This window comes from Dyadobacter sp. BHUBP1 (genome assembly GCF_050587785.1).
Classification (GTDB): Bacteria; Bacteroidota; Bacteroidia; order Cytophagales; family Spirosomataceae; genus Dyadobacter.
In genome coordinates this window covers 784,062-810,435 of the sequence record NZ_JBOBIH010000004.1, presented here as the reverse complement: position 1 = coordinate 810,435, position 26,374 = coordinate 784,062, and the positions used below count along the sequence as shown (strand labels likewise).

The window sequence follows — 26,374 nt, the reverse complement described above, 5'->3', positions numbered from 1 at the left end:
ATGGCTGTTTACAATGAGAGATTAAGCCCGACGGTGAAATTTTTGGGCATCGGGACGTTGGTACCGTCACTGTCCCAGGCCTCTGGGTCCCAGCCCGGCCATTTCGTGAAAGTAAGCAGGTTACGCGCCGAAGCAAATACACGTACGCTATTCACTTTCAGTTTTTTAGAAAGATCGGTCGGCAACGAATAGCCTATATTGACATCCTGCAAGCGCAGGAACGACAACTTCTTATACACCTTGATTCCCCCGCCGAAAACGTTGGTATTGGTGTTCAGCCGCGCATATTCGTTCGTAGGGTTGTCGGGTGTCCAGTATGGGAAATCGTTGGTGTTCCTGCGATCATAGGTGTCAGAGCCGCCGGTCCGCAAACCTTCGGCAAACGGCGCGATATGGCCCAGCTCGCTCCGGAGAAATAGGCTGGCGGTGAAGTTTTTCCAGAATGTAAACTCATTTCGAAGACCGATCCGGAAGCGAGGCTGACGGTAGCCGATAAACCGCTTGTCCAGCAGCGCTTCATATTTACCATTGCCATCCACATCCTCCGCTTTGAAATCGCCGGGCTGTAATTTGTAGACCGCCGCCGCATCCTTTTCCGCCGTTTGCCAGATGCCCGTCACGTTATAGTTCCACACGCGGTCGATCGCCTGCCCGGGGAACCACTCATTGGAATAGTCGGGAAGCTCCCTGGTAACGGTTTTGCCATCCACGGTCTCCTCTTTGTAATCTCCGAATAACCGTTTGATTTTGTTTCGGTTAAATGAAAATACAAGCCCGCTGCGCCACGAGAAATTAGCCTGCTCGGTATTGATGGTATTGATAGTCATTTCAAAACCTTTATTGCCCAGCAGTCCCAGGTTGGTGGTAATGTCTTTGAAACCGGTGATTTCCGGTAGAAGGCGCTTCATCAACAGGTCGGTGGTGGTCATGTCGTAGTATTCCATGCTCAGGTCGATGCGGTTTTTGAGCAGGCTCAGGTCCATACCTATATTAATGGACTTCGTTTTCTCCCACACGAGGTTCGGGTTCGCGAGCGAGGTGTTGTAAACACCCACCTGCACATTGGTACCATCGTAATACATGGCCGAAAGCAGTTGCGCCAGCGCCGAATACGCCCCGATATCACGGTTACCGTTCACGCCCCACGACAAGCGGAGCTTCATCTGGCTCACGAAGTCAATGTGGAAGAACTTCTCCTCGGAGATCTTCCAGGCCACCGCGGCTGCCGGGAAAACCGCCCTCGGCTGCCTGGTACCGAATGCCGAGAAGCCATCCCGACGGACCGACGCCGTGATCAGGTATTTATCAAACAAAGTGTAGTTGAGCCGCGCCATAGCCGCGTCGCCGGTGATTTGGGTATCGTTGGTCTCCATAGCCGGGTTGGTACCATACTGCATCCCGTGAAAACCGAGGTTCTGATTGGGAACGAAGCCCTGGTTTGCCATTTTGGAATACCATCCCCGGTTGCGCTCAGCGCTGTAAAGCAACGTCACATCGAACTGGTGAACGCTGAACTGCTTGTTCCAATGCAGCAGGTTGTCGAGAATGTACTCGTATGTGGATGCGTCCGCGCGCGTGCTGTACCCGCCCGAACGCGTGGAGCCGCCGTCAAGCGTGTTGGACGACCAGAAATTATAGTCCTTCGAAGCTTCGTACCTGGGTTGAAAGGATATTTTGTAGTCAAATCCAAAAGGCAGCTTGATCTTGCCATAAAGCGAAGCAAATAGTGTGTTCACCTTTTTCATTCTGTCCTGACCGTAATAGTTGATCAGCGGATTGGCGACCGCGAAGCTGTTGGGATACCACATCGTGTTGCCGTTCTCGTCGAACATCGAGCCATAGGGGCTCATGATGAACATCTGCCCCAGGTTGGCGGGAACAGAGCTCTCGTCGCGGTCGGCAAACTGGCTGTTTACCCCCACATTGAGCCAGTCGGTTACCTTGAAATCCACATTGAGGCGCGAGCGGATCGTCGAAAATTTGTCGCCCCGCAATATCCCTTCGTTGTTCTGATAGCCCAGCGACCAGTAGTAGGTCACATTCTGAGAGCCGCCCCCGATGCTCACGTCATAGTTCTGCCGCAACCCGGTACGAATCACCTCTTTATACCAATCCACCGTTTTACCGGCCAGGTAATTTTCGGTTTCGATCGGGAAAAAGCGCAGGCGGCTAAGCCATTCTTGGGTGTTATCGGCTTGCGGATTGTTACTCGCATTACGCCATTGTTCGAGCGAAACGCCTGCCGGTAGCGTACCCGGATTGTCGTAATAAAATGACGGGCGGTCCGGATTGGTAGCACGCAGCAGGTCCCGGCGGAAGGTAAGGTAGCCGTCCTTATCGAAAGGCTTGAAATCGTTCGCCGTTTGCGCGGTACCCACATTGGCCGAGACATTGATCACCGGCTTGCCGGTGGCCCCCTTTCTGGTCGTGATCAGGATCACACCGCCCGCGGCCCGTGCACCGAAAACGGCTGCTGAGCTCGCATCTTTGAGGATATCCATGGTTTCGATGTCGGCCGGGTTAATGTCGGCAATGCTGCCGTTGAAGATCACGCCGTCCATCACCACCATCGGGCTCGAATTGGCCGTCAGCGACTTCGGCCCTCGGATCTGTAACGAGCTCCCTCCGGCCGCGGAAGTAGCCTGGTTGGCATTGAAACCCGCCACGGTGCCCGTCAGCATGTCGGTAAGCTGGGTCATCGGCTGGTTCTTGAATGTCTTCGAATCGATGCGGATCACCGCGCCGGTGAGGTCGCTTTTCTTCATCGTCCCATAGCCCACTACTACCAACTCGTCGAGCGCATTGGTACTCGGTTGCAGGGTAATTTCAATCGCCGACTGGTTCCCGACAGCCACTTCTTTCGTCTCATAACCTACATAGCTGAATGTCAGCACATCCGACGGAGCGGCTTGTACGGCGTAATGGCCCTCGGCATCAGTGGTGGTACCCCGCTGCGTGCCTTTCACCACGACGGTCACGCCAGGCAGGCCTTGTTTGCTCAAACTATCGGTAATCACGCCGGTAACATCCCTCAGACTTTGCCCGTGGAGCCATAACGGGCTGAGGCATGCAAAAAGAACAAGAATACGGGCCCATCGATGGGTGGGTAGTTTTACATGCATAAGATTATGGTTAGGAAATGAAAAATGAATTTTCAGAGGCGGCAAGCCAGGACCGGACATAGCAACGCTTACCTCGCAATGCGGCTGCAAAGTCTTTTATGATGCGTTTTACACATCCGGCAGTATTTAATTTTGGCTTATAACAATGTTACAAGGAATTTGGTAGGTATCCACGCGATCCGCCGGAAATAGTACCGATAACGTTCTCGAAAAGAGAGGAATGGGTGACCGCCGACGACCGACCGCCGTGGGCTATGGGGCTATGAGCCTGCGGTCGACCATAGACGATACAAGACCATTGTCCATGGTTGGGCCGCAGGCCCTCCCGCCGATCGCGTACCTGCACACGTCATACCCGGCTAGGCCTCGGAGGGGCACCCTGTTTATAGCCAGCCGATACAATACGGTGTGGGCTCCGGAGGAGCCTCCTGAATAAACCCGACGGCGCAAAACAGGATACCCCATCCGGGGTAAAACGTCTGGTGTAACATATTGCTATAAACAGGTTGCCCCTCCGGGGCGGCGTTGAGCAAGTAGCTGGCGGTCGGCGGCGGGCAACAATAGTCTATGGTCGGCCATCGTCGGCGGTGGTCAGCACCACATATCGCTCAAACCCCGCGGACGCCGTATCAGCAACAGTCCCGTCAGGCTTCCGGTAAATCAGATACGCCTCCATTTCCGGATGACGGCTTAGTATTTCAAACGCCCCGTCGATGCCTGCGGCGAGCAGTGCGTTGTCGAAGCCGTCGGCGATGACCGCTTCGGGCGCCACTACGGTTGCACTGATGATTTCACGCTGCACAGGGTAGCCCGTTTGGGGATCTATAATGTGTGAAAGCCGCACGCCCCCCGATTCCCTGAACTTGCGGTAATTGCCCGAGGTGGTTACGGCGCCATCGCCGATGCTGATTATTTCGCGGATCGCGGGCACGTCGAATGCATGGGCCGAAGGGGTTTCGATGCCGATCTTCATCGGCTCGTTACCAGGTAGTTTGCGGCCTTTAGTACGGATTTCCCCTCCTATTTCAACCACATAATTGCCTATTCCGCGCGCTTCCAGGAAGCTTGCCACAACATCCACCGAATACCCTTGTGCGATACCGTTCACGTCTATCCGGGTGCAGGAGTTTGTTTTTAAAAGCCTGCCGCCGTTGATCTTCAATTTATCCGAACCTACACACGGCAGCAGTTGCCGGATGGCAGCACTGTCGGGCATGGCATCGGCGGCTTTCGCGCCAAATCCCCACGCACGCACGAGCGGGTACACGGTGATATCGAAAATCCCGGCGGTTTCGCGGTAAATCTGCATTGATTTTTCGACTACCCGTGCCAAGTGGCCGTCCATTTCAACTCCCTCGGCCGACGCATTGAAACGGCTGATCAGCGAACCCGGCTCGTAAATGGAAAGCGACGCGTCGAGGCTTTTGAAGATGCTATCCACCTGCGTTTGACTTACCCGTTCCCGGTCGGTAAAATAGGTAATCGCATAGGTGGTGCCCTGCGCCTGCCCGGTGATCCGGTAGGTACGCGGAATCTTCGCGGGGCGTAATGCGCTCGTCGCAAAGCACATTACTACCGCCAACAGCCCTACCAATTGCCGCCGCGATTTCATCAGGCCGAATATTCAGGTTTCCAATATTGTACTTTTTCGGTATCCGCCGCTGCGTTGCCCATGTGGATCGCAATGGAGCCGTCGCGACCGGTCTCGACGTTGGAAATAGGTTCCTTTTTGTTTCTGACGCATGCGGCAAAGTCTTTCAATGCAAACACGGTAGGTTCCAGGTCCGCTTCACCCGGCTTGCCGAACTTCACTTCCACGCCTTTGCCCTGGGTGGTAACCGCGATGGTCGCACCGGTAACGCCATCCACAACGCCTCTGGCATTGTTGGTGATTTCAGGATAAATGAATGCCTTGTCGCGGAGGATCTCGACCGTGGCCTTGTCTCCCAGAATCCGGATGCTGTAACCATTATATGCGTTCGACAGCACCGAAGTCACGCTGGCTTTCACGCCGTTGGGATAGTCGTAAACCGTGCGTATGTTGTCATAAGTATCCCTGCCGTCTTTCCAGTAGTTAATGCCCCCCAGCCCGACCACCTTCATCGGGCGGCTGTCGGTGAGGTAATTCACAACGTCGATCTCATGCGCGCAAAGCTCCGAGAGCGGGCCACCGCAATATTCGCGGTACATACGCCAGTTGATCGCACGTTCCATTTTCGGGTCTTTCACCGGGAAGCGCCAGTTTGAGTTGCGGTTGTACTGGCATTCGAAATGCGTGATTTTCCCTAGCCAGTTTTCCTTTATGATCTCTTTGACCCGGTGGTAAAGACCATAGTACCGGTACTGGTAACCGATTTGGAACACAAGCCCCGAAGCTTTCACCTTTTTCACGAGGTCAATCGCCTGCGGGATGTCGTACGTCATCGATTTTTCGAGGTAAATGTGCTTTCCTGCCTGCAATGCGGCCACGGCCATCGGGTAATGCAGGTAAAGCGGCGTGGCGATCACCACGGCGTCGATGGATTTGTCGTCGAGCAGCTTTCGGTAATCGGTATAGCCTATGGCACTTTTAGCAGCGAGGCTCAGTCCTTTTTGCAGGTTTTCGGGGATGATATCGCAGCAGGCTGCCAGCTCATAATCGGGCATTTCTCGGATAAGCGTAGCCAAGCCGGCGCCGCGCGAACCGGTACCGATGATACCGAGGCGGATCTTGCCGGCCGGGCGCAGTGGATTTCCGAATGTCGGTGAAAATGCGGCAGAAAGCCCCGCCCCTGCCATAGCGGCAAGGCCGGTTGCAATGAAATCTCTTCTTGTTGTTCCTGGTTGGGTCATGGGTTGGGTCAGGTTTAGTCAGATGTGGTCAAGGGTGGTCAGGCATTGTCAGGTGTAGTCAGGTGTGGTTAGGCGTTGGCAGGTGTGGTTAGGCGTTGGCAGGTGTGGTCAAGTGTTGTCAGGTTTAGTCAGGTATTGGCAGGTGTGGTCAGCGGTGGTCTGGCGTTGTGTGTGGCTCAGGTGTGGGCGTGGCTAAGTTGATTTTTGTAATTACAAATACCGTTCGGGCACGTGCCCGTAAATGTAGGTATTTTTTAATCAGATGGGAATGAAATGGTTGTAGAAAATTTTTATACATAAAAAAATCCCGGTAGTGTGGTTACCGGGACTTAACCTGTGAGCAGATCAGGGCCGCACGAAGCGGAGCCCTGCCGATATCCCCACGCGGTACGGCTGATAGTAGAACGGGTTTTGAGTTCCTTTCACCTTCACCGGACTGAACTCGGCGTAAGGACCAATGCTGAATGCTGTATGGCGGCTGGCCGCAAATTGTTTCCCCAATCCCAGGCTGACCCATCCGAGGCTTTGGCTGCTTTTCAAATCATGCGAATATTCCGCTCCGAAAGCGGCGTAAAACCGGCTCACCGTCGAATGTCCCCAGCGCAGCTGCTTCGTAACGCCAATGCCGAGCATCGAGAATTTCCGGTTCTCCTCCACCCTGTCACCCTGGCGCACGGTTTGATACTGCCCTTTATCGTCGGGTTTGACGAGGTAGTTGTTGTTGGCGATTTCGTAGGAATACGTTTGCCGGAAACCGCTGTAATGGAGCTGCAACTGAATCCCGTTCCGTTCTACCCCACCACTTATTTTGTAGCCCATTGACCGCGCCGTGAATAATGTCGGGAAGCTGAAATTCTGAAAATCCTGTGCTGCCGACGATGGCACCGTTAATATCTGATAGGAATGCAACGCCGACGCATTGAAAAGCCATGCCATCCTCGTCGGGTTGGTGACGATCACCTTCGCAGGCTTGATTGCAGGCGCTACCACACCGCGCAAATGCAACGGAATTTGCATTTCCTTCAACGACATCGATGCCAATTCTTCCAGCGGTAATGCAGCTGTCGCCGAATCCACCGGTGCAGGCGCTTCTTCGGCTAGTGTCGCATTGATATGATCTGCCTCCTGCGCTGTCACAGCCACAGGGCCTGTTTTCACCGGCGGTAAACCTTCATTCCAGCTTACAGTGGCGCCCGAGGCGTCGCCTGCCTGCCCACGATGCACCTCCGATGCCGGTTGGTTACCAGGGTCTTTCACAAAAACACTTTTAACCAGTTTCTCCGACCGCGAAACAGGTATTTTCCAGATCGTTTTGCGGGAGAGCGATCGGGCCGAATGCACCGGCGCTTTCGAAACGGAAAGCGTTTCTTTGGTCGGTTCTGCATAGCCGGAAGTGGCTGGTTCGGCCTCGCTGCCGGCGTGTACAACCGCTCTTTCCGAAACCGACGTTTTGCTTTCGCCCGCGAACCGGCTAACGAGTATCCCGGACACGGAAAGCAGTACGAGCGCGCCGGTAAACCACCAATATCTTCCCCTGCGCGCGGGCTTCACGCGTGCACGTATACGTTCGAGCGCGTTGGCGTTGGGCTGTTCTTCATAGTCATCAAACTTGCGTTTGAGGACGTCGCGCAACGCTTCGTTCAGTTTGTCCTCAGAAGTTTTCATGATGCACTATTCCTTTTAGTTCCAATTTTTTCATTAGCAGGTTACGTCCTCTCATGAACTGCGACCGGGCCGTGGCATCCGACATGGATAACATTTCACCAATTTCGGTGTGTGTATAGCCGTCTATCAGGTGCAGGTTGATCACCGTCCTGTATTTATCGGGTAACTCGTTGATCATTTCTACCAGGTCGCGGACGTTCATCTGATCGATGATGCGCACGTAATCGTCCGATTCTACCTGCCATTCCACGCCGTCCAGCGAGCTTTGGAGCTCCTGCCGCCTGGTGGTGCGGTTGTAATAGTTGATTGCCGTTCGGATCACCGTTACTTTCACCCAGCCGTCCACGGCCTCGGGCTCCTTCAAATCGCCGATATTGTTAAAAATCTTTACAAATGCGTCCTGAAATATGTCGTCGGCCTCGGCTACGGTCCGCGCATAGCGGCGGCAAATACCAGTCATTTTGGCCTTGTATCGCTCGTAAAATACGGTCTGCGCCCTCGGGTCCTGCTGCTGGCAGGCTTTCACGAGGCTTGTTACGCTGTCGTACTTTTTAGAGAGAAAGAATTTCATCAGGGGAACGTTGGGTTCAGGAATAAAACTTAGACCTGTAAGTAACTTAAACTTAATTAATTCCTATTTTTTAATATAATAACACAGTGTATTTTTTATTGAGCACATTGAAATCCTTGTCAAAATAGAGTTCGCACTTGGAAACACTTCCGACAGTCACAACGATGTAGTAACTATCCAGTCCGTTGATGTAACTTTTCAGCTTCTTTTCATATTGATAACCCGCGAGTTCGGGAGCACTATCGAGGTATTGTTTAATTTCAGCCGGCACAATTTCCAGGTTCGAAAATGTCACGGGCACGCCTGGCTGCGTGAAAAGGTTGCTCATCCATCTCAATTTGCCTTTATCGTCGAAAAGAAGGGATAATTGGTCGTACATGCCGCCCTCGTTCAGTTTGCCGGACACATAGTAGCGTCTGGAACCATCGAGCCTCACCCAGGTGTAACCGACTACGAAAGTCGCTTTGGGAAATGTTTTGATGGTATCCCTCACGAATGCAGGCAGATCGGCGATCTCATAGGTGGCGATCCGGTACAACGACGGGTCGAACGTAGCCGAGCTGACGCCGTTAGGATATACGCCCCCCCATTCCAGCGAGTAATTTTCATTCTTATAGTTGTATAGCAGCTTGTTATTGCTGGTCGTGGCGAAATAGCCCTGGGTATATTCCGATAATGTCCCGTCCCCAAAAGCAGTTTTTTGCAGGGTTGTTTGCAGGACGGAAGGGACGCCATCCGGCATAACCTTAAACGTCTCCCACATTTTCCCGTAGTCAACGAGGGAGACAAACCGGTCAGCCTCCGATTTCAGCTTCACTTCCCAGATTTTATCTTCCAGGATCGGCTTGAAAACCAGATCCTCGCCTTTCGGGAATTTCGCCTTTACCACATTCACAACCTTCACCGGAATTTCCGTTGCGGGATCCACCGGGCGCAGGTCTTTCAGGTCATTGCAACCTGTGAGCGCGAGTGCCGCGATGAATATGAGTGCCAGGGATTTCATAATTTAATTACTATCAATCAATTCAAGGGTACACAAAATACTTCGCACTCGCCTGTTGGCCGGGTTCGCGATAGTATTGATACATTGGTTTCATCGTAATTTTATAAGTGACTTTGCCCAGCGTGGGATCGTCGTCTTCGTAAATGAACTTCATACTCGGCTTAACGACCGCCTTTTTCGCCTGCTCGGCCGACATTTTCACGTTAAAGCTCGCGGGATCGAGATATCCTTTTTTACCCGGGACGATCATCGGGAAATAGCTCGTTTTCGCACGCGTCTCCACGTTCAGCGTACCTGTCTCCTCGTTCCAGGTCAAGTTCATTTCGGTCGGAAGAAAAATACGGATATTCAAATTGAATGTCAGCGCATTGCCCGGAATCTCGGTATTTGGAAATTGACTCGCACCGCCATGAAACATAATGGATCCGACTCCTTTTGAGATGTAAAAGTTCAGGATCGCAGCCTTTGCATAGAGCGGCAGCAGCGTATCCACCTTGTACATATCTACCGAATCCTTCCCGGCAAACCGCCATGCATCGGTAATGTAAAAAGAGCGTCCGGCGAGCCAGGTCGAAACCGTATCACGATCCAGGCGAACAGGTTCCGGTTTGGGATCCGGCTGGTCCTTATCCTCCTTTCCGCATCCGGACATGCCCGCGCCGGCAATACACAAAAATGCAAATAACAGCAGCTTTTTCATAACAAGTCCCATTTCAGAACACGGCGAAGTTGGCATCCCATTGCTGGTTGGGCTCGCGGTAGTATTCGTACATGGGTTTGAGTGTGATCTTGTATTTCACTTTCCCCAGTTTCGGGTCGTCGTCTTCGTAAATAAAAATCGCCTGCGATTTGACCTGGGCCGCTTTGACCATTTCGATCGTCCGATGATTTACAAACGACGATGTTTCGAGGTACGCCTTTTTGCCGAGAACAATCATGGGAAAATAGTCGGTCATCCTGTCACTCTCGATTCTAAGAGTACCTTTCTCCTCTTCCCAATAGCAACGCAGGCCGGTGGGCCGGTCGACCCTTATTCCGAGGTTAAATGTCTTCACGTCACCCGGGATTTCAGTATTCGGGAACTGGCTGCCGCTCCAAAAATTAATATATCCTTCGTCAAAATGGAACGAGAAAAAAACGATGTTCCGGTATCTGGCATAATTGGTGTCCAGTTTCAACAGATCCACCGAGTCTTTCCCGATGAACCGGTAAGCCTCTGCGAGGTATTGCGGCCGACCCTGGAGTGCAAATTTCACAGCCTCGCGTTCCAGTTTGATGGGTTCGGGCTCTGGTTCAGGGGTAGGTTTGGGACTATCCTTGGAACACCCGAGGTGCCATACGGCAAGCATTACGAGGCAACTGGCGAAGAGAAATCTTTTCATGACGGTGTCTTATTGATGGGCGGGACTTTGTTTGCGCTTCCATGATCAGAGACACGGACGTGTGTTTCAAGCGTGGCGGTCTTCCGGGATTTTTTTCTGTTTCAAACAAAAAAGCATTGCAGCCGGGTACGAGACCGCGGGTCGCAATGCTTTAAAATCATGGAGAGACATTCTATTTTTCGGGGAAGTAAACCCGTACCTCAGGGTGCATGGTATAAAACCGCCATTGCTTGCCGTCGAAAACCGGGAAACCGCTGGAAGAATTGTTACCGGCAATGGGGTTTCCTTCGTATTTGCTCCAATGGACGAGGTCTTTCGAAACGGCCACGTTCATCGTCCACTCTCGCCAGTCTTTGAACGCCGACGCGTGATAGTAGGCATAGTATAGGCCTTTGTATTGAATGACTTTGTTGAACGCGACCGCAAACGCATCGTACTTTTCCGGCCCTGCATTCAGTACCGGCTCGTCCTGTACGTTCGTCCAGGTTTCAAGGTCTTTGCTTATGGCAAGCCACACAGCGGCGTCGTTGCGTTCGTAAAAGAGATACCAGGTGCCGTTTTCTTTCCAGACAGTCGGTGTCCCGTAAGGTCCTTTGCTGATGGGCGATCCGTTTTTGAGACGGATGTCGATTGCGCCCTGATCTTTCCAATGAATGCGATCGGTAGATGTCAGCAAATGGGCGATATCGTCCTTACTTTCAGCGAACATATAGTAGGTGTTCCCTTCCTTCAACACGCACATATCTTCCACCCACAGGGACGTATGAATCGGGTTTTTCGGGTGGCGGGTCCATTTCAAACCGTCGTCGGAAGTTGCCAGGCCGAGGTATTTCATATCGTTGCCGGTCGCTTTGGTATAGCCGGTATACCACATGTAGTATTTGTTACCCTCGCGCAAGATGTATCCACGCTCACGGATATTCTCGTCCCAGGTTTGTGAGTCACCGGTCCCTTTGAACAAAGGATTGCCCGCATATGCCTTGAATTTGACGATTTCGGCAGGAAATTCGTCGGAAACCGGCAGTCGTAACGCTGCTAGCAATGAGGTAGCCAGTAGAGCGGAGGAAACAAAAAGGGTGATGCGTTTCATGGGTGGTCAGGCATGGTTAGGGGACGGTCAGAAAATAGTCAAGTGTGGTCAGGAAATAGTCAGGGATGGTCAGAAGTGGTCAAGTGTGGTCAGGTATTGTCAGCGTCGTTCGGCCACGCCGGATGGTATGCGTTCTACAATGTGGTTAATCTTTCCCTTTTGTTTAATTAAATCAAATGCGTCGTACAGCTCGCCCGTTGCCGTGTAGGTATCGAATGATAGCTTGCCGCCTTCGACGTTCACAACATGGAAAAGCTGGGTATAAATGGCCGAGCGGTCCATCCAGGCAGCGCGGTCGACATTTGAATCCGTCATTTTCGGTCCGCTGACAGATACCACATACATCGTTCCCGACTGCGCCCCTTTTTCGGTCATCGGGATATGGGCCATTCCGCGTGCATAAGTGTGATCGTGGCCTTGCAGTACGAGGTCGACTTTGTATTTGTCGAACAACGGTTTGAAAGTCTCGCGCATACGCTTGTTATCGCGGGTGGTTTTAGGCGAAAAAATCGGGTGATGGAAGGTAATGACCGTCCATTTATTCGGATTGCTTTTGAGAATACCTTCCAGCCACTTTTTCTGCACCTCTGTCCATTTCTCCGAAACATCCACCTGATCCGAGTTTAACGAAATGAACCTTACTCCCTGAACGTCGGCATAGTAGCAGGTTTCTTCCAGGCCTTTCGGGCCGTTTTCGGGCAATGTAAACTGCGGCCGCCAGAATACCGAAGTGGTGTTAATGCCCTCGGGCGTATCGAAATGATCGTGGTTGCCGGGGGTGGGAAACGCCGGGATCATGGAATGGATGAAACCGCCGCCACGAAACCAGTCGCCCCATTCGACGTCACGGTTGGCTTTGTTGATCAGGTCGCCCGCGTAGATGGCCAGGCGCGCGTCGGGCGCTTTCGCGTAGGCCTCACGCGCCACGCGCGACCATAGCGAAGAAATATTCACCTGAACATCACCATAATAGACAAAGGAAAGCTTCTGCTCACGAGTGCCTGCGGTGGTGAAATGGATCCACTCGCTCCACCCCTGCTCCCCGCCAACCCGGTACGCATATTTGGTACCGGGTTGCAGGTTTTCGAAAACAATGGAATGGTAATGGGCCGTGGGTGTGTCCTCCCAGACCAGCTTTTCCGTCCGGGCTGTGAGCCTTTTCGCCTTCGACACAAACCGCGGGTCGGCTTCGGCAACGGCGATTTCGGCGAAACTTTCCGAAACGGCACCGGAGGTTCGCCAGTTGGCTGCCATCGAAGTCGATGGGTCGGCCGTCACATTGAGCACAATGCGGTCGGGTGACGCCGTGGGCAAATAGGTGTCTCCATTTTGCGCGGCCACTGCCAGCGCCCACAGGGCCAAAATGCCCGTTGCAACGATTTTTGAAATGCTGTTTTTTAAATACATACTAAAACCGGCCGGAGCCGAACGATTACCAGGGCGCCGAAGTACCTTTCAGCAGCCACATTTTTGAATATTGATGGTCTTTACTCTGACCCGTCGGCACGAAGCGGCTCGGTTCCAGCTTGTCCACCGCCGCATTATAATTCACCAGATATTTGACATCCGCGTTGGCGATCGGGTACACAAACCGCACCGGAATAGCCGCACCGAACTGTGCCGCCGGACCAGTTTTAAGCACCGGAAAGCCCGTTCTCCGCCAATTGAACCATGGCTCGACACTCAGCCAGCCGGCAATCCATTTCTGTTCCGAAATCCTTTCGAGCTTGTCGGAAGCCGACGCAAGGTTTACCGCATCCTGCGCATAATACCGATCGAAACTGAATCCGCTGGCTACCTGCGCATTGTATTTATCCAGCGATGCCTTGATCGCACTTTTATAATGGTCCTCTGCCGTGCCTGAAACACCCCAGTTGCCATCCAGCGCAGCTTCGGCCAGCATAAACTCGACCTCGGGATAGGTAATGAGGTTCATTTTCACGTAAGCTTCGTTGTTGGTGCGGTAGCGGTTGTGCAGGAACGAAATGTACGGGCTACGCTCCGGATTGTAGGCAGTACCGTCGTCCCCCTTGTTATAACCTGTCGCGTCCACGATCGCCAGGCCGACGGGCAATCCCACATAAAGTGAAGTATCCACATTAACGCCCGCTTTGGCCGGCATGTACTTCACCGTGAATGTTTCGCCAAATGCATTGGTTACGGTTTTATCGGTTGCGGTCGTGGTTTTGGCGTCCCATTTGTTCAGCACAGGCTGGAACCAGCGGTCGCGGCGGGGATCGCCGAGGGCTGTGAGCTTATCTACAAATGGTTTGGATGGTTTGATATAATACAATGGATTGCTCGCATTGAGCAAACCGCCCACGGCTGAGTTGTCTTTGGTAGTACCAATGAAAGCGATGGATGCATCGTCGGCATTGGCGGTAAATGTGGCGCTTGCCGCATCCTTAAATTCCGCTGTAATGTCGATACCGGCAGCGGCCGCTTCCGCTTTTTTGGCTGATAGACGCAGCGCATAACGCATCCGCAATGCATTGGCGAACTTTTTCCAGTTGGCCGCCTTCCCGCCATACAGCACGTCCGATCCGGCACTCACCACGTCGGCAGTACCCAGGCTTCCCAGCAAGGTAGAAGCGGTCTTGAGATCGGTGAGAATGCCTTTGTACACGTCGGGCTGGCTGTCGTATTTGGGGTAATATTGCTCGCTGGCGGCTTGCAGCGCTTCCGAATACGGAATGTCGCCAAAAAGGTCCGTCATTAAACCAAATACGAACGATTTCATGGTTAGGGCTATCGCCTGGAAGAAACGATTGTTGTCGCGCAACGCGGCCTGGTACATCAAATCGTTGTTTTTCAAAATATTATAGTACTCCGACCAGCTTGCTGCCGACCAGCCATACTGGTTGACCTTCATAGCGCCTTCATTGGTCCCCATCTGAATGTACTGCATTGCACCCGAAAGGTCCGAACCTTCCGCACCGAGTGCATAATAGGCCTTGGCCGAATGCGTCAGCACATAGCTCATAATGTAGTTCGCCGACACTTCTTCCGGGCTGTTGGGGTTCTGGTTGACTTCGCTCAAATCCTCGCAGCTCATCAGGAGAAGCCCTATTACCGCCGCCAGGCTATATATCACTTTGGAAATTTTCATGATCACAATCGTTTAGAAATCTACATTCAACTTCAAACCCACCGAGCCCGTCCACGGCATTACATTATAGTACTCGACACCCTGCATCCAGGCGGAACCGCTTTGGCGGAATGCACGCTCGGGGTCGATGCTCACGCCCGCGGCTGTCCATTCGAACAGGTTATTACCCACAATGGAGACCGATGCATTCTGCAATTTCAGTTTGTCGGTCAGGCCTTTGGGCAAATGGTAGGTAATAGCGACCTCCCGCAGCTTCACATAGGTGGCGCTGTACATATTTTCGCTCGGGAAAGGGCGCGTCGAATAGCGGTAAGCGTTGAAAGGGTCGAGCCAGACGGTGTTGGGGCCACCGAGGTTTTCAATATAGGTAGTGTTGCCTTCCGCGTCTTTGGCAGTTCGTACGCCCACGTTAAAGCTGGCATCCTGCACGCGGATGTCCTTCTTAGCACCCGTCCATGCATCAAAACCGCCGTATTCGGCATTGCGCCCTCCAACCCATTTACCCAGAAATGCTTGCGGGTTCGCTTTGATCTGCTGATCGATCGGCGTGTTCTTGTCGTAGGGAACGCCGGAAAGCGACTCTTCCAGCTGGCCATTGTTGCCGAGGAACATCATGGTATTGGAATAGAACGAGCCGCCCTGGCGCCAGTCGATGTTGGCGAAAAGGCTGAAATTCTTGTAGCGGAAGGTCTGCTGAACGCCCATCAGGAAGTCGTGGTTGTAGTTGCCGATCTTCTGGATATGGTTAATATCGGTGTCGGTCTGGTACAAACCGCCGCTGGTGAGGATCGGGTAACCGTAGTAGGGCGAGTTCCGGTCGGTCACTTTCAGCATGGGCTGCTGGTAAATATCGCCCACATCGCCACCTACGTACGTGCGCACCTCCGCGCCGCTGTATGAGTTGAACGAAAAGTAGGTAATCCCCTCAGCCAGACGCTTGATGCGCGTGCGGTTCCGTGTGAACGACACAGTCACATCCCAGGTGAAGTTGCGGCCTTCCACAGGCGTGGCATTGATACCCAGCTCAAATCCCCGGCTCTGTACGAGCCCGGCGTTGATCAGCTTGCTGCTCGAACCCGATTCGATAGGAATACCGATCGTGAGCACCTGATTTTTGTTATTCCGAACATAGTACGTACCCTCGACGCCCAGCCTGTTTTTGAGGAATTTCAAATCCAGGCCTATCTCGTTGGCGCTCGATATTTCCGGTTTCAGGTTGTTGTTTTTCAAAATATCGTTCTGGTACATGCGCTTGGTCGGGCCCCAGTCGGTATCGGCGAGGTATGTCTGGCGGAGGCTGTAAGGCGCCACATCGTTACCTACCTGTGCTGATCCCGCGCGGAACTTGGCGAGTGAAATCCAGGAGGGCAATGTGAAAACGTCCGACAAGATCACACTCAATGACGCGGAAGGATAGAAATACGACCGGTTATCCTTCGGCAGCGTACTCGACCAGTCATTTCGGGCCGTCAGATCCAGGAATGCGTAGTTTTTAAAACCAATGGAAGCCGACGAATACACGCCATAAAGCAGCTTGTGGGTCCACTGGCTATTATAAGTGATCGTCCCCGGAGCTCCGTTGGCGATGGTGTACAAGCCCGGCGAAACGAGTTCAGTAGTGGCATTATTGATAAAATTCGATCGCTGTTCAAGTCGGTTGGCGCCTGCCAGGATATTCAGGCTCCATGTTTCGTTGAAATTCTTCTTCCAGCTCGCGATGAAATCGAGGTTGGTCTCTTTGTGATCATTCATCTCGACCTCATACCCCCCTTTTACCGCCTCATAATTGCTGTAAGCTTTTTTGGCCTCCAATTTCTCCTCGTACGCATCGCGCGAGAAGCGTCCCATGAGGGAGAACTCGCTGGTGATGTCATAATCGAGTTGCAGCTTGCTGACGGTGCGGTTGCGTTTAAAACCCGTCGGGTTTTCGTAGGCAATGAAATACGGGTTGTTCTGTTTGGTTTTATACACCCGCTGCTGCATCCCCTCCTGCCCCGGCATCCAGTAATCCTTTAAATCGAGGATATTCACCTGAGCACCCATTTCATAAATGCTCCGTACCGGCGAATTGCGGCTGGCATCAATGAGCGGACGGTTGTCGGACCCTGATTCAGATACATTGAAATTAGCCTGGGCACGCAGTTTATCGGTGATATTGTAGGTGGTATTCAATGCCAGAGTGAGCCTCGAAAGATCGGTATTAGGCACGATGCCTTTGTTTTTCATATTACCTACCGACAGCCGGAAGTTGCCCTTGTCATAGTTGCCGTTTACCGACACATTATTCGTATTGGTAATACCTGTCTGGAAAAAATCCTTGAAACGGTTGGGATATGAAACCAGCGGCACCTTCTGCCCGTTGCTGTTCCATTGCACCCATTGCTCTCCGGCATCCAGGCGTGGCCCCCAGCTCTCATTCTCCTGCTCTTCCAGAATATGCGCGCCACTCTTGCCCGAGCCAAACTTGTTCTGCACCGGCACATAACGCAGCGGCACTTCGAGTACCATCGCCGTATTCAGCGACACACCCAGGCCCTTTTTCCCTCCCCGGCCCGATTTCGTCGTGATCAGGATCACCCCGTTACCCGCCCGCGAGCCGTACAATGCAGCCGCGCTAGGGCCTTTCAACACCGAAACATTAGCAATATCATTCGGGTTAATGTCCGAAATCGCGTTCCCCATGTCGGCACCGGCGAAGCTGTTGTCCAGCTTGTTGGCCACTGGCACACCGTCGATCACAAACAGCGGCTGGTTATCGTTGTTCAGCGAGTTGGCGCCTCGGATGATCACATTCACCGTCGAACCGGCAGTTCCGTCCATCTGCGAGATCTGCACACCGGCAACCTTGCCCGAAAGTGCATTCAGGACGTTGTTCTGAGGGGTTTGGGTCAGCGCCTCGGCCTGCACATTTCCTACCGAATAGCCGAGCGACCGCTTGTCGCGGGTAATGCCCATCGCAGTCACTACGGCCTCTTTCAGCGTTTCCACGCTTTCCTGCAAACTTACATTCAGCACCGACTGATTACCCACTTCCACGCTCTGGCTGTTGAAACCAATGTAGGAAAAGATCAGCACGGCCCCCTGACCGGTGACGTCGATGGAGAAGTTGCCGGCAACATCGGTCGAGGTACCTGTTTGCGTGCCCTTGACGAGGATATTCACCCCTGGAAGCGGCGCGCCGTCTTTCGAGGAAGTCACTTTCCCCGTGACCGTCCGCATGGGCGCAGCGCGAAGCTCCGGCAGCATTTCCCCGCTCATCGACGAATCTCCGCTGCTTTTTACGGGGGTCAGCACAATCTGCTTGCCCATTACCTTGTATTTCAGCCGCATCGGATCGAGAATTTCGCCCAAAACCTTGGCCAGTTTTTCCTCCTTCACCTCAAAGGAGTACTTGCGGCTTTCGGTAATCAGCTCGGGCCGGTAGGTAAATCGTACCTGGGCCTGTTTCTCGATGGCCGACAGGATCTGCACCACGCTCTGGTTCTGCACGCTGAGGCTGATACGGTGGCTCAGCAGGTCCTGCGCGCCGACCTTTCCCGCTATCGAAACGGTTGCAATACTCACGGCTATACAGAGCTGCATGAAGGAAAAGCGCATCAGTCGGTGGAGTATTTGATAGTTAAATAGCTTTTTTTTCATTACGTTTAAACCGGTTCTTGTTTTGAAAAGAGACAATAACACTCCTTGCATCCCGAGAGGGTCGGATGTTCACAGTACATTCGGTAAGGAGCCTGAGCCGGTAACGCTGGAACCGTTGCCGGCTTTTTTGTGGGTAATGGACGGCTATTTGGTCATAGAGTAATGGGGTTAGGATTTAGGATGGTCAATTACAATGCGGATCTGAAATGCGGATCTTCGCGCCGCTCACCTGGTAGTCGGCCTCGATGGCTTCGCAAATCACCCCTAGTATTTCAAAAAGCGATTCTTCCTGCACCGACGAGGTGAGCCTGCAAGCGGCCACGGCCTCTTTGTCATACACGATTTCTATTCCGTAGGCTTTGCTAAGTGCGTCGAAAATGGTGCTCACCGGCGCATTGTTAAATGTAAACCTCGCCAACTCGACCTGCGGGATCACGGGCTGCGGCGCTTTCACGAGCCCCATACTCAGCCGCTCTTCTTTTCGGAAAAAAGACACCTGTTGGTTCGGGGCGAGCACCACCGATTGCGTCTTGCGCGGCGCGTGTGCTGCCACAGACACGCTACCCGTGCGCACCTGTACGGAAGCGACGTTTTCCTTCTCGAATGACCGCACGGTGAAGCTCGTTCCCAGCACGCGGGTGGTCAACTCGCCTGCGTACACAAAAAATGGTTGGGAAGGATTTCTCTTTACATCAAAAAATGCCTCGCCCGAAAGGTATACTTCCCGCTTGCTGCCGCCCATGGTTTCGGGAAAACTAATGCGGCTGCCCTGTGCGAGTGTAACGTGGCTGCCGTCGGGCAATTGAACAACCCTTTCTTTCCCGGTTTCATTGATTTCCTCGTGTACATTTTCCAACTGTCGGGTACGTTGCGCGTACAGCGTTTCCGGTTCGCGGTACCAATGGCGGATTCCCCAGGTTGTCAGTAACACCACCATCGCAGCAGCGGCATAGCGCAGCCAACCCAGCCGGATTACCGGTGCCGAAACGGGTGCGTCTTCCATTTGCCCGCTTATTTGTGCCCAAATCAAGCCCGCCTCTTGCTCATCGTAGGCAGGGCGCGAAAGTTCGGCAAGGTTCAGGGCGATTTGCCTCGCTTGCGCGATGACTTCCTTCTGATGGGGATATAATACAGCTATCTGCTTCCAGAATGTATCTCCCGCCGCATCGGGCGATTTGGCCCATTGAATGAAGGCATCGTCCTGAATAAAATCGGCTGCCGTGTAGGACTGGTATTTCTCTGTCATGGTAAAAACCTTTCTAACCCCTAAATCGGGTGAATGCAGGTTTGTACTCAGCGACCAGGAAAATTTTGTAGAGTGGAAAGGAAAACAAGCAAACCGCCTGCTGTTTCGAAGAAAAGTCGTAGCTGGGTAATGGCCCGGTGAAGCAGGTTCCGAACCGATTGGTTGTTCATTTGCATCATTTCGGCAATTTCATCGAGTGAAAAACCATGCAGATATCGCAATTGAACCGCCTCACGCTGCCGTGGCGAAAGGCGGTTAACGGCCTCAGCCAATTTCTCATAACTGTCGGAAGGACCGTCATGCCCGAAAATAACCGCCTCGAATGCATTACTTTCCTCGGCTAAATCTACCATCCCAATGTCGGCATGCAGGCGTTCGGGATGCTTTTCGAGGTTGCGGATAATGCGGTTGCGGAGCGAGCGGAAGAGGTAGAACTTGATGGAATCGGTCATGGCCAGATTGCCGCGACGGACCCAAATGTGCAGAAATAGGTCCTGCACACTATCCCGGATCAGCTGCCGGTCAGAGGTGACGCGATAACCGTAGCTCAGAAGTTCATCGATGTATTTTTGGTAAATGGAGGCAAATGCGTCCCTGTCGCCATTTCGGAAGGCGCTCCACAAGAGCATATCGGCATTTGCTTCTTTCAATGGAGATCGGTGGTTTGGGAACACTACCTCGATATACTGATTTTTTTACTTGAAATACTACCAAAAAATCAACAATATCATGATATACTGCTCATAATACGGAATGATCCGTAACCCCGCTCCGTGCTTAACAAAATCTTAACGCTCCCAATCGAACCGGGCTTTGATCTGCAACCGGTCGCCCACGCCGACATTGGAAATCCAGATATCCGCGCCGTCTGCCGGAACCGGGCCCGTTTTACCCACCGGTTTCAATGCATTACCGGAAACTGTTCCGAGTATGCCGATGGGTTCGAACCGGTCGTTCAGCAGAGTCGCTCCCACGTACAGGGGCGCGAAGGGTAAATTGGTATTGGTCAGCAGCGAATCAGCCGAATTCCGTACGGTATGCACTTTCCCGATCAGCAAGTCGTCTGTCGTTTCGAGGGTCAGCGTGTCCCCCGCGATACTGGCCGTTTGAATGGGATGCTCGGTCTGGCGAAGCGCATTCGTAAAATGCGCTACCCTGCCGGGTTCAATATTTCCATGCGTACTGCCTTCCAATGCAATGGATATCCGGCGGTCCTTCACGTCCACAGCTGTTACAATGCCGGTAATCGCATGCGTGCGGAATGTCCTTCCTCCGACTTTCAGGTAACTGCCATCAGAGAAAAACACCCGTTCCGGTGCACCGCCCGGGTCAAAACGGACCACCGCTACATGCGCATCGGTTTCGATCCCCGCAATCGTTTTGATCTTGTTGGTCGTATCGCTGATCACCACGTCCGTCGCATTCTGCCGCTTCACTTCCACGGCCGCCCCATGCCTTACAGGTAGTTTACGCAATGCCTTAATCAGAGGCTGATTTCCTGCAAACGGCTCCATCACGCCAATGAAAGTACTTTTCAAAGGCTCATCACCAACCGACTTGCGCCTTGTAATGACGTATTTCAAGAGGTAGTTCTTCGCCCTCGGCTTATTCCAGGCATCGGCCACCCGGATTTCCTGGCCGGATTGCGGTAGAATATGGATTTTAAGCTTCGCATTTTTGTCCGAAATGTGGCTATATGTCAATGCCGTTCTATCTCCATTCAATTTTTGAACATTGAAAAGATATTGGTAACCAGACCCTTTATAATTCCAATAGCTGCCCTGATATCCCCTGGCCCCCATTTTGGCATCATCATAAACATCTCCGAATTCGACCTCCCCGCCTGCAAGCGTGCCCGGTTGTTTTTCGCCCCACTTCCCATCGGCCATGAGCGGGCCTGGCGGGCCGTGCAATGCATAATCGTGCTGTCGGCCACCCGCTACCCTGAAAAAATCCACCACATAGCTCTGTGCCGAATCCACATCGACCATGACCATATTCCGGCGGTAAGTCGTCGTCTGCGGATAGGTAGCAGAGGAAGCGTCCATCGACCGCGCAAACCTCCCATCCGCGAAATCGTGCAGCTTACCGGGCACGTTGCGGGACTGCCTTTGCGCGTCCACCACCACGGTGTTATGCGCCACCGTGTTGAACGACCAGGTGTATACTTCCTTCACATACTCATTCATCGCATCGGGATAGCCCAGGTCAGGCATCATTTTCTGCCCGTTTGCGAAGAGCTCGAAATTCAGGAAATCCCAATGGTAATGCGTGCCTTTGAAACCGTAATTGAACGTCAGCGCCACCGCATCGGCCCGGTTATTGAGCATTCCCATACCATAACCCGCCAGCAAATGAGACGGACGCGCAGGCAACGCTCGTCCAGCTGGCAACGACCGCACCTCCGGCAGCGCTTTGCGGAAAAGCGATTCGAAGGTCGAGAACGATTGCGGGCCGACTTTGCCGACGGCCGCCAGCCAGGTGAGGTAACGCGGGTCGCGGTAGGCACCGTAACCCACCTGGTAAACATCGGAGTCCTGCCCGACCAATGTCCCCAGTACCGAGCCGCTATCACCGATACCTGGGGTGATTTTGCCGGTTGCCGCCATTTCGAGCGGACTGTTGATCAGCGCCCGCAACCGCGGCTCGGCAAAAAGGTCGGTACCACCGGTGCGGAGCATATCCGCAAATCGGGTGATCTTCTGGACCGTCAGCAAGTTATAGTCCGGCGATTCGAGCGGTTGGCCGTCGCGGAATATCATATTATACAATGCATACCGCAGCCCCGATTGCACGCGGCTCTCGCCCGGCTCCTCCACCAGCATTCGCAGGTACTTTTCGGTACCCATATTTTGCCTTGCCAGCAGAATATACAGCAGGGCGATCTGGTGCATGCCGTAATTACCCTGGATTTTGCGCTGCATATAGGCATCCACGGCATCTTCCAGCACATTGGCCTCGATGAAAGCACGTATTTGGGCACCGGTTTTTCCCGTCGCCTTTTGCAATTCGGTGTCACCGTCGATGCTGTCCCAAACCGCGTCGTAAGCCTCTGCGGCATTCTGAATCAGGCTCGCTTCCCAGATCAGGTTCAGGATTTTCCCGTTATAAGTATGGCCTTTCATCTTTTCCATCAGCCCGTAGCGCGACTGGTTGGCATGGTCCATCGACGGGTACACTTCCCCGAGCCGGTACAGCATCACCGCTGCCTTATGTGCATAGCGCTTGTCGCCCGTGAGCAGGTACGCATGTGCGAGATCCGCAAACGCCGGCTCGATATGCCCTTTCCACATCCACTGGTTGGCATAGGCCACAAACCAGTACCGCTCGCCATCCGGCGCAATCCAGCCCCAGCCGTCGTCGGCGTAAGTACGGTCGAGGCCTGTTTTGTCCCTGAAACCGCTGCGGTAGTAAGCCAGGTAATCATTTGAAGGAAACACCTGTCCGTCGATCGGCGATTTCACCTGCAACGGATGGTCAGGATCGACGATCCAGGGGTAAAAGCCGCCCACCTTGAAAACCGTATCGCCGTGCACCGGGCTTCCTTTCGGGTTGAGATCGAACGCGCGCGGGACGCGGGCATCAGGCATAAGCGCGATAATGGCGGAATCGGCACGGGCCAGCCATGGATCGGCGGCTTTCAGTATCTTATCGCGCACCTGTTGCGCCTCTTTATAATGCAGCACATTCATGCGCGCCTTCATAATGTCCGCTTCCCGGTAAATCATCCGGGCGGTTTTGAGTGGAAAATGGGGCGTCCGTTCGGCAACGGATACAAACGGCGGGATTACCAGACCATCGCCGGGCGGGTTCACCGTGCCTTGCCCCAGCAGTTGCAAAGGCGCTACGAACATCGCGATGCCGATGCTCCTTCGCACCTTCCATCCAGCGACGATTCGCTTTGCTTTTTGTTGACAGAAAATCTTCACTGAAAGAAGGCTTATCTTTTGTTTAAATGAATTAGCAAGTATTTCAAATCATCGGTGACGAGGCAACGCCTATTCTGTCAATTCGGGTCAAAATTGTAATAATTTTTTTGTAAACTAAAATATTTAATTTTTGTAAACTTTTTTATTGCAAAATATTCTTTTCCTAAACTGTTATTTGATAGATTTGTTTGTCGCCGAATCACTTTCTATCTTGATGAACTTTCGGGCACGTACACGAACCCTGTTTTTCCTAACCTTTACCATGCAATGACGCAGCTGAAAACACTGGCAGTATCCGCGCTGACACTGCTTTCCTTTCATACCATAGCCCAGAAACGGTACGCCGACGCACTCTCGCCTGCCGAGTCGGCCAAAACATTCCAGCTCCGTGAGGAATTCGGCATTGAGCCCTTCGCTACGGAACCTGACGTGTTATCGCCGGTCGACCTCGTCTTCGACGCATCGGGCAATGCATTCGTGGTGGAAATGGGCGATTACCCCTATGATGCCCAGCCGGGGCGTTTCAAAGGGCGCATTCGCCTGCTGAAAGATACCAATGGCGACGGCAAAATCGATCAGTCCTACGTTTTTGCCGACGGCCTGCCCAGCGCTACCAGTGTTTTACCTTACAAAGACGGCCTGATCGTTTGCGCCGCACCTGATATTCTGCTCCTGCGCGATACCAACGGCGATTTCAAGGCCGATACCCGCGAGGTGCTGTTCACCGGATTTTTTGCTAAAAATTCGGAAGCGCAAATCACCAGCATGCGGTATGGCGTCGACAACTGGATCTACGCCAACAACAGCGGGCAAGCGGGAATGATCACCTCCCCACTCCGACCCGACATGCCGCCGCTGAACGTCGCGGGGGGCAATTTCAGGTTCAGGCTGGATAAAAAACTGTTCGAAGTCGAGTCAGGCAACGGGCAGTTTGGGCTGGCGATGGACGAATGGGGCCACCGCTTTTATACGCAAAATACATTACACATACAGCAATCGCCGATCGCGTGGCGCTACCTGCATCGGCACAATTACCTGCCGTCATTCCGCAGCGACGTCAATATATCAGACCATGAGCTGGAAATGTTCCAGAAATCGGCCACGCCCTACTGGCGCCAGCAGCGCTCGGACCGTCGACAAGCGAAATACGATTCCCTGAAAACCGGGTTTACCGAATATGCCCGCGACCATTTCACGGGCGCGTCCGGCGGTACATTCTATGGCGGGGATGGCTTTCCGAAAGCATTCCAGGGCTCTGTTTTTACGGGTGAAGTCGCGGGGAACCTCATTCATCGTGATATCATTATCCCTGTAAACGGCTCGCCTGCATTTACGGCCAGTCGCGATGCGCACGAAAAAGATCGCGAGTTCCTGGCCTCCACCGACCCATGGTTCCGCCCGGCGAATCTTACCTCCGGGCCTGACGGCTATCTTTACGTCGTCGATATGTACCGCCAGCACATCGAAACGCCTGTTTCGATTCCCGAAGACCTCAAAAAAGATATGGATTTCGCCAATGGTGAGCAGTACGGCCGCATTTGGCGCATTTTCCCGAAAGATGGGGAAAAGCGCCCGGTTGTCCTACCCGATTTGCGGACTAAAACGCCCGCGGAACTCGTGGCCCTGCTCGAACATCCTAACCAATGGTGGCGGCTGAATGCGCAACGGATTTTGGTTGAAAAACAGGACAAATCGGTTATCACTCCATTGGAACAGATGGCGGCCAGCCACGCCGATCCCAGAACCCGCCTCCACGCCATTTATACCCTGGAAGCGCTCGACGGGCTGAATGAAGGAATCGTTAAAAAGGCATTAAGCGATGCGCACGCGGGCGTGCGCGAGCATGCAGTAATCCTGGCCGAAAAGTACCCGTCATTTTTGCCCGAAGTGATCCGGCTGATAGAAGATCCTGCACCGCAGGTTGCGTACCAGGCCGCATTAAGCACAGGGCAATTCAGCGGTAAAGATGCGCTGGGCGCTTTGGCAGGAGTAGCGGAGAAACAGTCGGAGAATGCGTCGTGGCGGCTGGCCGTGCTCAGTTCCGACGGCGGCTCATCGCCGGAAATGGCCCAGCTACTGGCCAGTCGCGGTAATTTTTTCAATGCTGCCGCACCTGGAAGACTCAAACTAATCGAAGATTTCGGCTATATAACCGGCGCCCGAAACGGTAAGAACGATATGGCTTCGCTCCTGGAATTGCTGAATTCTCCCGCCGTTTCCTCCGACCCGCAATGGGCAGTGGCCGCGCTGACGGGACTTTCGAAGGGCGTTAAAAAGTCAACCAATAAAAACGAAGCAGAAAAGCAGGTTGCCAAACATTTACAAAAATTGGAAAACCATAGCTCAGATGCCGTACGCAAGCAAGCCTCTATACTCAAAAAAGCATTGAATATCAATTGAATAACACCTACCCCATTTCACCAGAACAATATGAACCCGCTTGCCAACCGCAGATTTTTCCTCCGCCAATGCCTTACCTGGGGCGCCACCGGCGGTACCGCATGGCTCCTGGCATGCGCCGGAGCGAAAAAACAGCCCGTCGCCAAAGCCACGACCACGGCAGCCGATCCATGCAGCGACCTCACCGGCGTAGATCCTACCGACGTGCAGAAGCGCAAATCTTTGGGCTACACGAACAAATCGCCTCTACCCGACAGCCAGTGCTACAATTGCAAATTATGGGTTCCGGCAAAAGAAGGTAAAGAATGCGGCGGCTGTCTGCTTTTTACAGGGCCGGTAAATCCCCAAGGACATTGTACTTACTGGGCCCCACAGGTTTAAACCGC

The 26,374-nt window shown here is 53.1% G+C and carries 18 protein-coding genes; 3 read left to right on the top strand and 15 right to left on the bottom strand.

The genetic code is table 11. The features are described from left to right. Window positions 1-8: 8 nt before the first annotated feature. The 12 genes from ACQ4MZ_RS19735 to ACQ4MZ_RS19680 all read right to left on the bottom strand — a co-directional run bounded on the left by ACQ4MZ_RS19735 (window position 9) and on the right by ACQ4MZ_RS19680 (window position 18,413). Complete coding sequence (locus ACQ4MZ_RS19735; RefSeq protein WP_430847644.1) at window positions 9-3,122, bottom strand: SusC/RagA family TonB-linked outer membrane protein; 3,114 nt, start codon at window positions 3,120-3,122, stop codon at window positions 9-11. Between the two features lie 565 nt (window positions 3,123-3,687). Next, a complete protein-coding gene (locus tag ACQ4MZ_RS19730; RefSeq protein WP_430847642.1) occupies window positions 3,688-4,734 on the bottom strand; it encodes an FAD:protein FMN transferase in 1,047 nt (348 codons plus the stop codon). Beyond that, window positions 4,734-5,954 (bottom strand): Gfo/Idh/MocA family protein, encoded by a 1,221-nt coding sequence (locus tag ACQ4MZ_RS19725; protein WP_430847640.1) that lies wholly within the window; start codon window positions 5,952-5,954, stop codon window positions 4,734-4,736. The genes ACQ4MZ_RS19730 and ACQ4MZ_RS19725 overlap by 1 nt, the downstream gene beginning before the upstream one ends. 345 nt (window positions 5,955-6,299) lie before the next feature. Continuing rightward, window positions 6,300-7,619, bottom strand: a complete 1,320-nt coding sequence (locus ACQ4MZ_RS19720; RefSeq protein ID WP_430847638.1) for a hypothetical protein — start codon at window positions 7,617-7,619, stop codon at window positions 6,300-6,302. Then, window positions 7,606-8,190, bottom strand: coding sequence for an RNA polymerase sigma factor (locus tag ACQ4MZ_RS19715; protein ID WP_430847636.1), 585 nt, complete (start codon window positions 8,188-8,190; stop codon window positions 7,606-7,608). Before ACQ4MZ_RS19715 ends, ACQ4MZ_RS19720 begins: the two co-directional genes overlap by 14 nt. A 70-nt stretch (window positions 8,191-8,260) precedes the next feature. After that, entirely contained in the window at window positions 8,261-9,193 is a 933-nt protein-coding gene (locus ACQ4MZ_RS19710; RefSeq protein ID WP_430847634.1) for a hypothetical protein, read from the bottom strand. 22 nt (window positions 9,194-9,215) lie between these two features. Then, window positions 9,216-9,893, bottom strand: coding sequence for a hypothetical protein (locus ACQ4MZ_RS19705; protein ID WP_430847632.1), 678 nt, complete (start codon window positions 9,891-9,893; stop codon window positions 9,216-9,218). Window positions 9,894-9,906: 13 nt separating this feature from the next. Beyond that, window positions 9,907-10,575 (bottom strand): hypothetical protein, encoded by a 669-nt coding sequence (locus tag ACQ4MZ_RS19700; protein WP_430847630.1) that lies wholly within the window; start codon window positions 10,573-10,575, stop codon window positions 9,907-9,909. A 172-nt stretch (window positions 10,576-10,747) separates the two neighbouring features. Then, window positions 10,748-11,665 (bottom strand): glycosylase, encoded by a 918-nt coding sequence (locus ACQ4MZ_RS19695; RefSeq protein ID WP_430847628.1) that lies wholly within the window; start codon window positions 11,663-11,665, stop codon window positions 10,748-10,750. 99 nt (window positions 11,666-11,764) lie between these two features. Beyond that, window positions 11,765-13,072: a fibronectin type III domain-containing protein gene (locus ACQ4MZ_RS19690; RefSeq protein ID WP_430847626.1), complete on the bottom strand. Its 1,308-nt coding sequence runs from the start codon at window positions 13,070-13,072 to the stop codon at window positions 11,765-11,767. Window positions 13,073-13,097: 25 nt separating this feature from the next. After that, window positions 13,098-14,774, bottom strand: coding sequence for a SusD/RagB family nutrient-binding outer membrane lipoprotein (locus tag ACQ4MZ_RS19685; RefSeq protein ID WP_430847624.1), 1,677 nt, complete (start codon window positions 14,772-14,774; stop codon window positions 13,098-13,100). A gap of 12 nt (window positions 14,775-14,786) precedes the next feature. Then, window positions 14,787-18,413, bottom strand: coding sequence for a SusC/RagA family TonB-linked outer membrane protein (locus tag ACQ4MZ_RS19680; RefSeq protein WP_430847622.1), 3,627 nt, complete (start codon window positions 18,411-18,413; stop codon window positions 14,787-14,789). A gap of 22 nt (window positions 18,414-18,435) precedes the next feature. Here ACQ4MZ_RS19680 and ACQ4MZ_RS19675 point away from each other — a divergent pair, with 22 nt between their 5' ends. After that, window positions 18,436-18,576 (top strand): hypothetical protein, encoded by a 141-nt coding sequence (locus ACQ4MZ_RS19675; protein WP_430847620.1) that lies wholly within the window; start codon window positions 18,436-18,438, stop codon window positions 18,574-18,576. A 21-nt stretch (window positions 18,577-18,597) separates the two neighbouring features. Here the strand turns inward: ACQ4MZ_RS19675 and ACQ4MZ_RS19670 are convergent, their stop codons facing one another. From ACQ4MZ_RS19670 to ACQ4MZ_RS19660, 3 genes are all read right to left on the bottom strand, one after another. Continuing rightward, on the bottom strand, window positions 18,598-19,659 hold the full coding sequence (locus ACQ4MZ_RS19670; RefSeq protein ID WP_430847618.1) for a FecR family protein: 1,062 nt from the start codon (window positions 19,657-19,659) through the stop codon (window positions 18,598-18,600). 47 nt (window positions 19,660-19,706) lie between these two features. Next, window positions 19,707-20,309: an RNA polymerase sigma factor gene (locus ACQ4MZ_RS19665; protein WP_430847616.1), complete on the bottom strand. Its 603-nt coding sequence runs from the start codon at window positions 20,307-20,309 to the stop codon at window positions 19,707-19,709. A 138-nt stretch (window positions 20,310-20,447) separates the two neighbouring features. Beyond that, window positions 20,448-23,588: a heparinase II/III domain-containing protein gene (locus ACQ4MZ_RS19660; RefSeq protein WP_430847614.1), complete on the bottom strand. Its 3,141-nt coding sequence runs from the start codon at window positions 23,586-23,588 to the stop codon at window positions 20,448-20,450. A 267-nt stretch (window positions 23,589-23,855) separates the two neighbouring features. On the opposite strand from ACQ4MZ_RS19660, the gene ACQ4MZ_RS19655 reads away from it, so the two are divergent. Together ACQ4MZ_RS19655 and ACQ4MZ_RS19650 are read left to right on the top strand one after the other, a co-directional pair. Beyond that, window positions 23,856-25,988: a PVC-type heme-binding CxxCH protein gene (locus ACQ4MZ_RS19655; RefSeq protein ID WP_430847612.1), complete on the top strand. Its 2,133-nt coding sequence runs from the start codon at window positions 23,856-23,858 to the stop codon at window positions 25,986-25,988. Window positions 25,989-26,018: 30 nt separating this feature from the next. Next, window positions 26,019-26,369 (top strand): high-potential iron-sulfur protein, encoded by a 351-nt coding sequence (locus ACQ4MZ_RS19650; protein WP_430847610.1) that lies wholly within the window; start codon window positions 26,019-26,021, stop codon window positions 26,367-26,369. The last annotated feature ends 5 nt before the right edge of the window (window positions 26,370-26,374 follow it).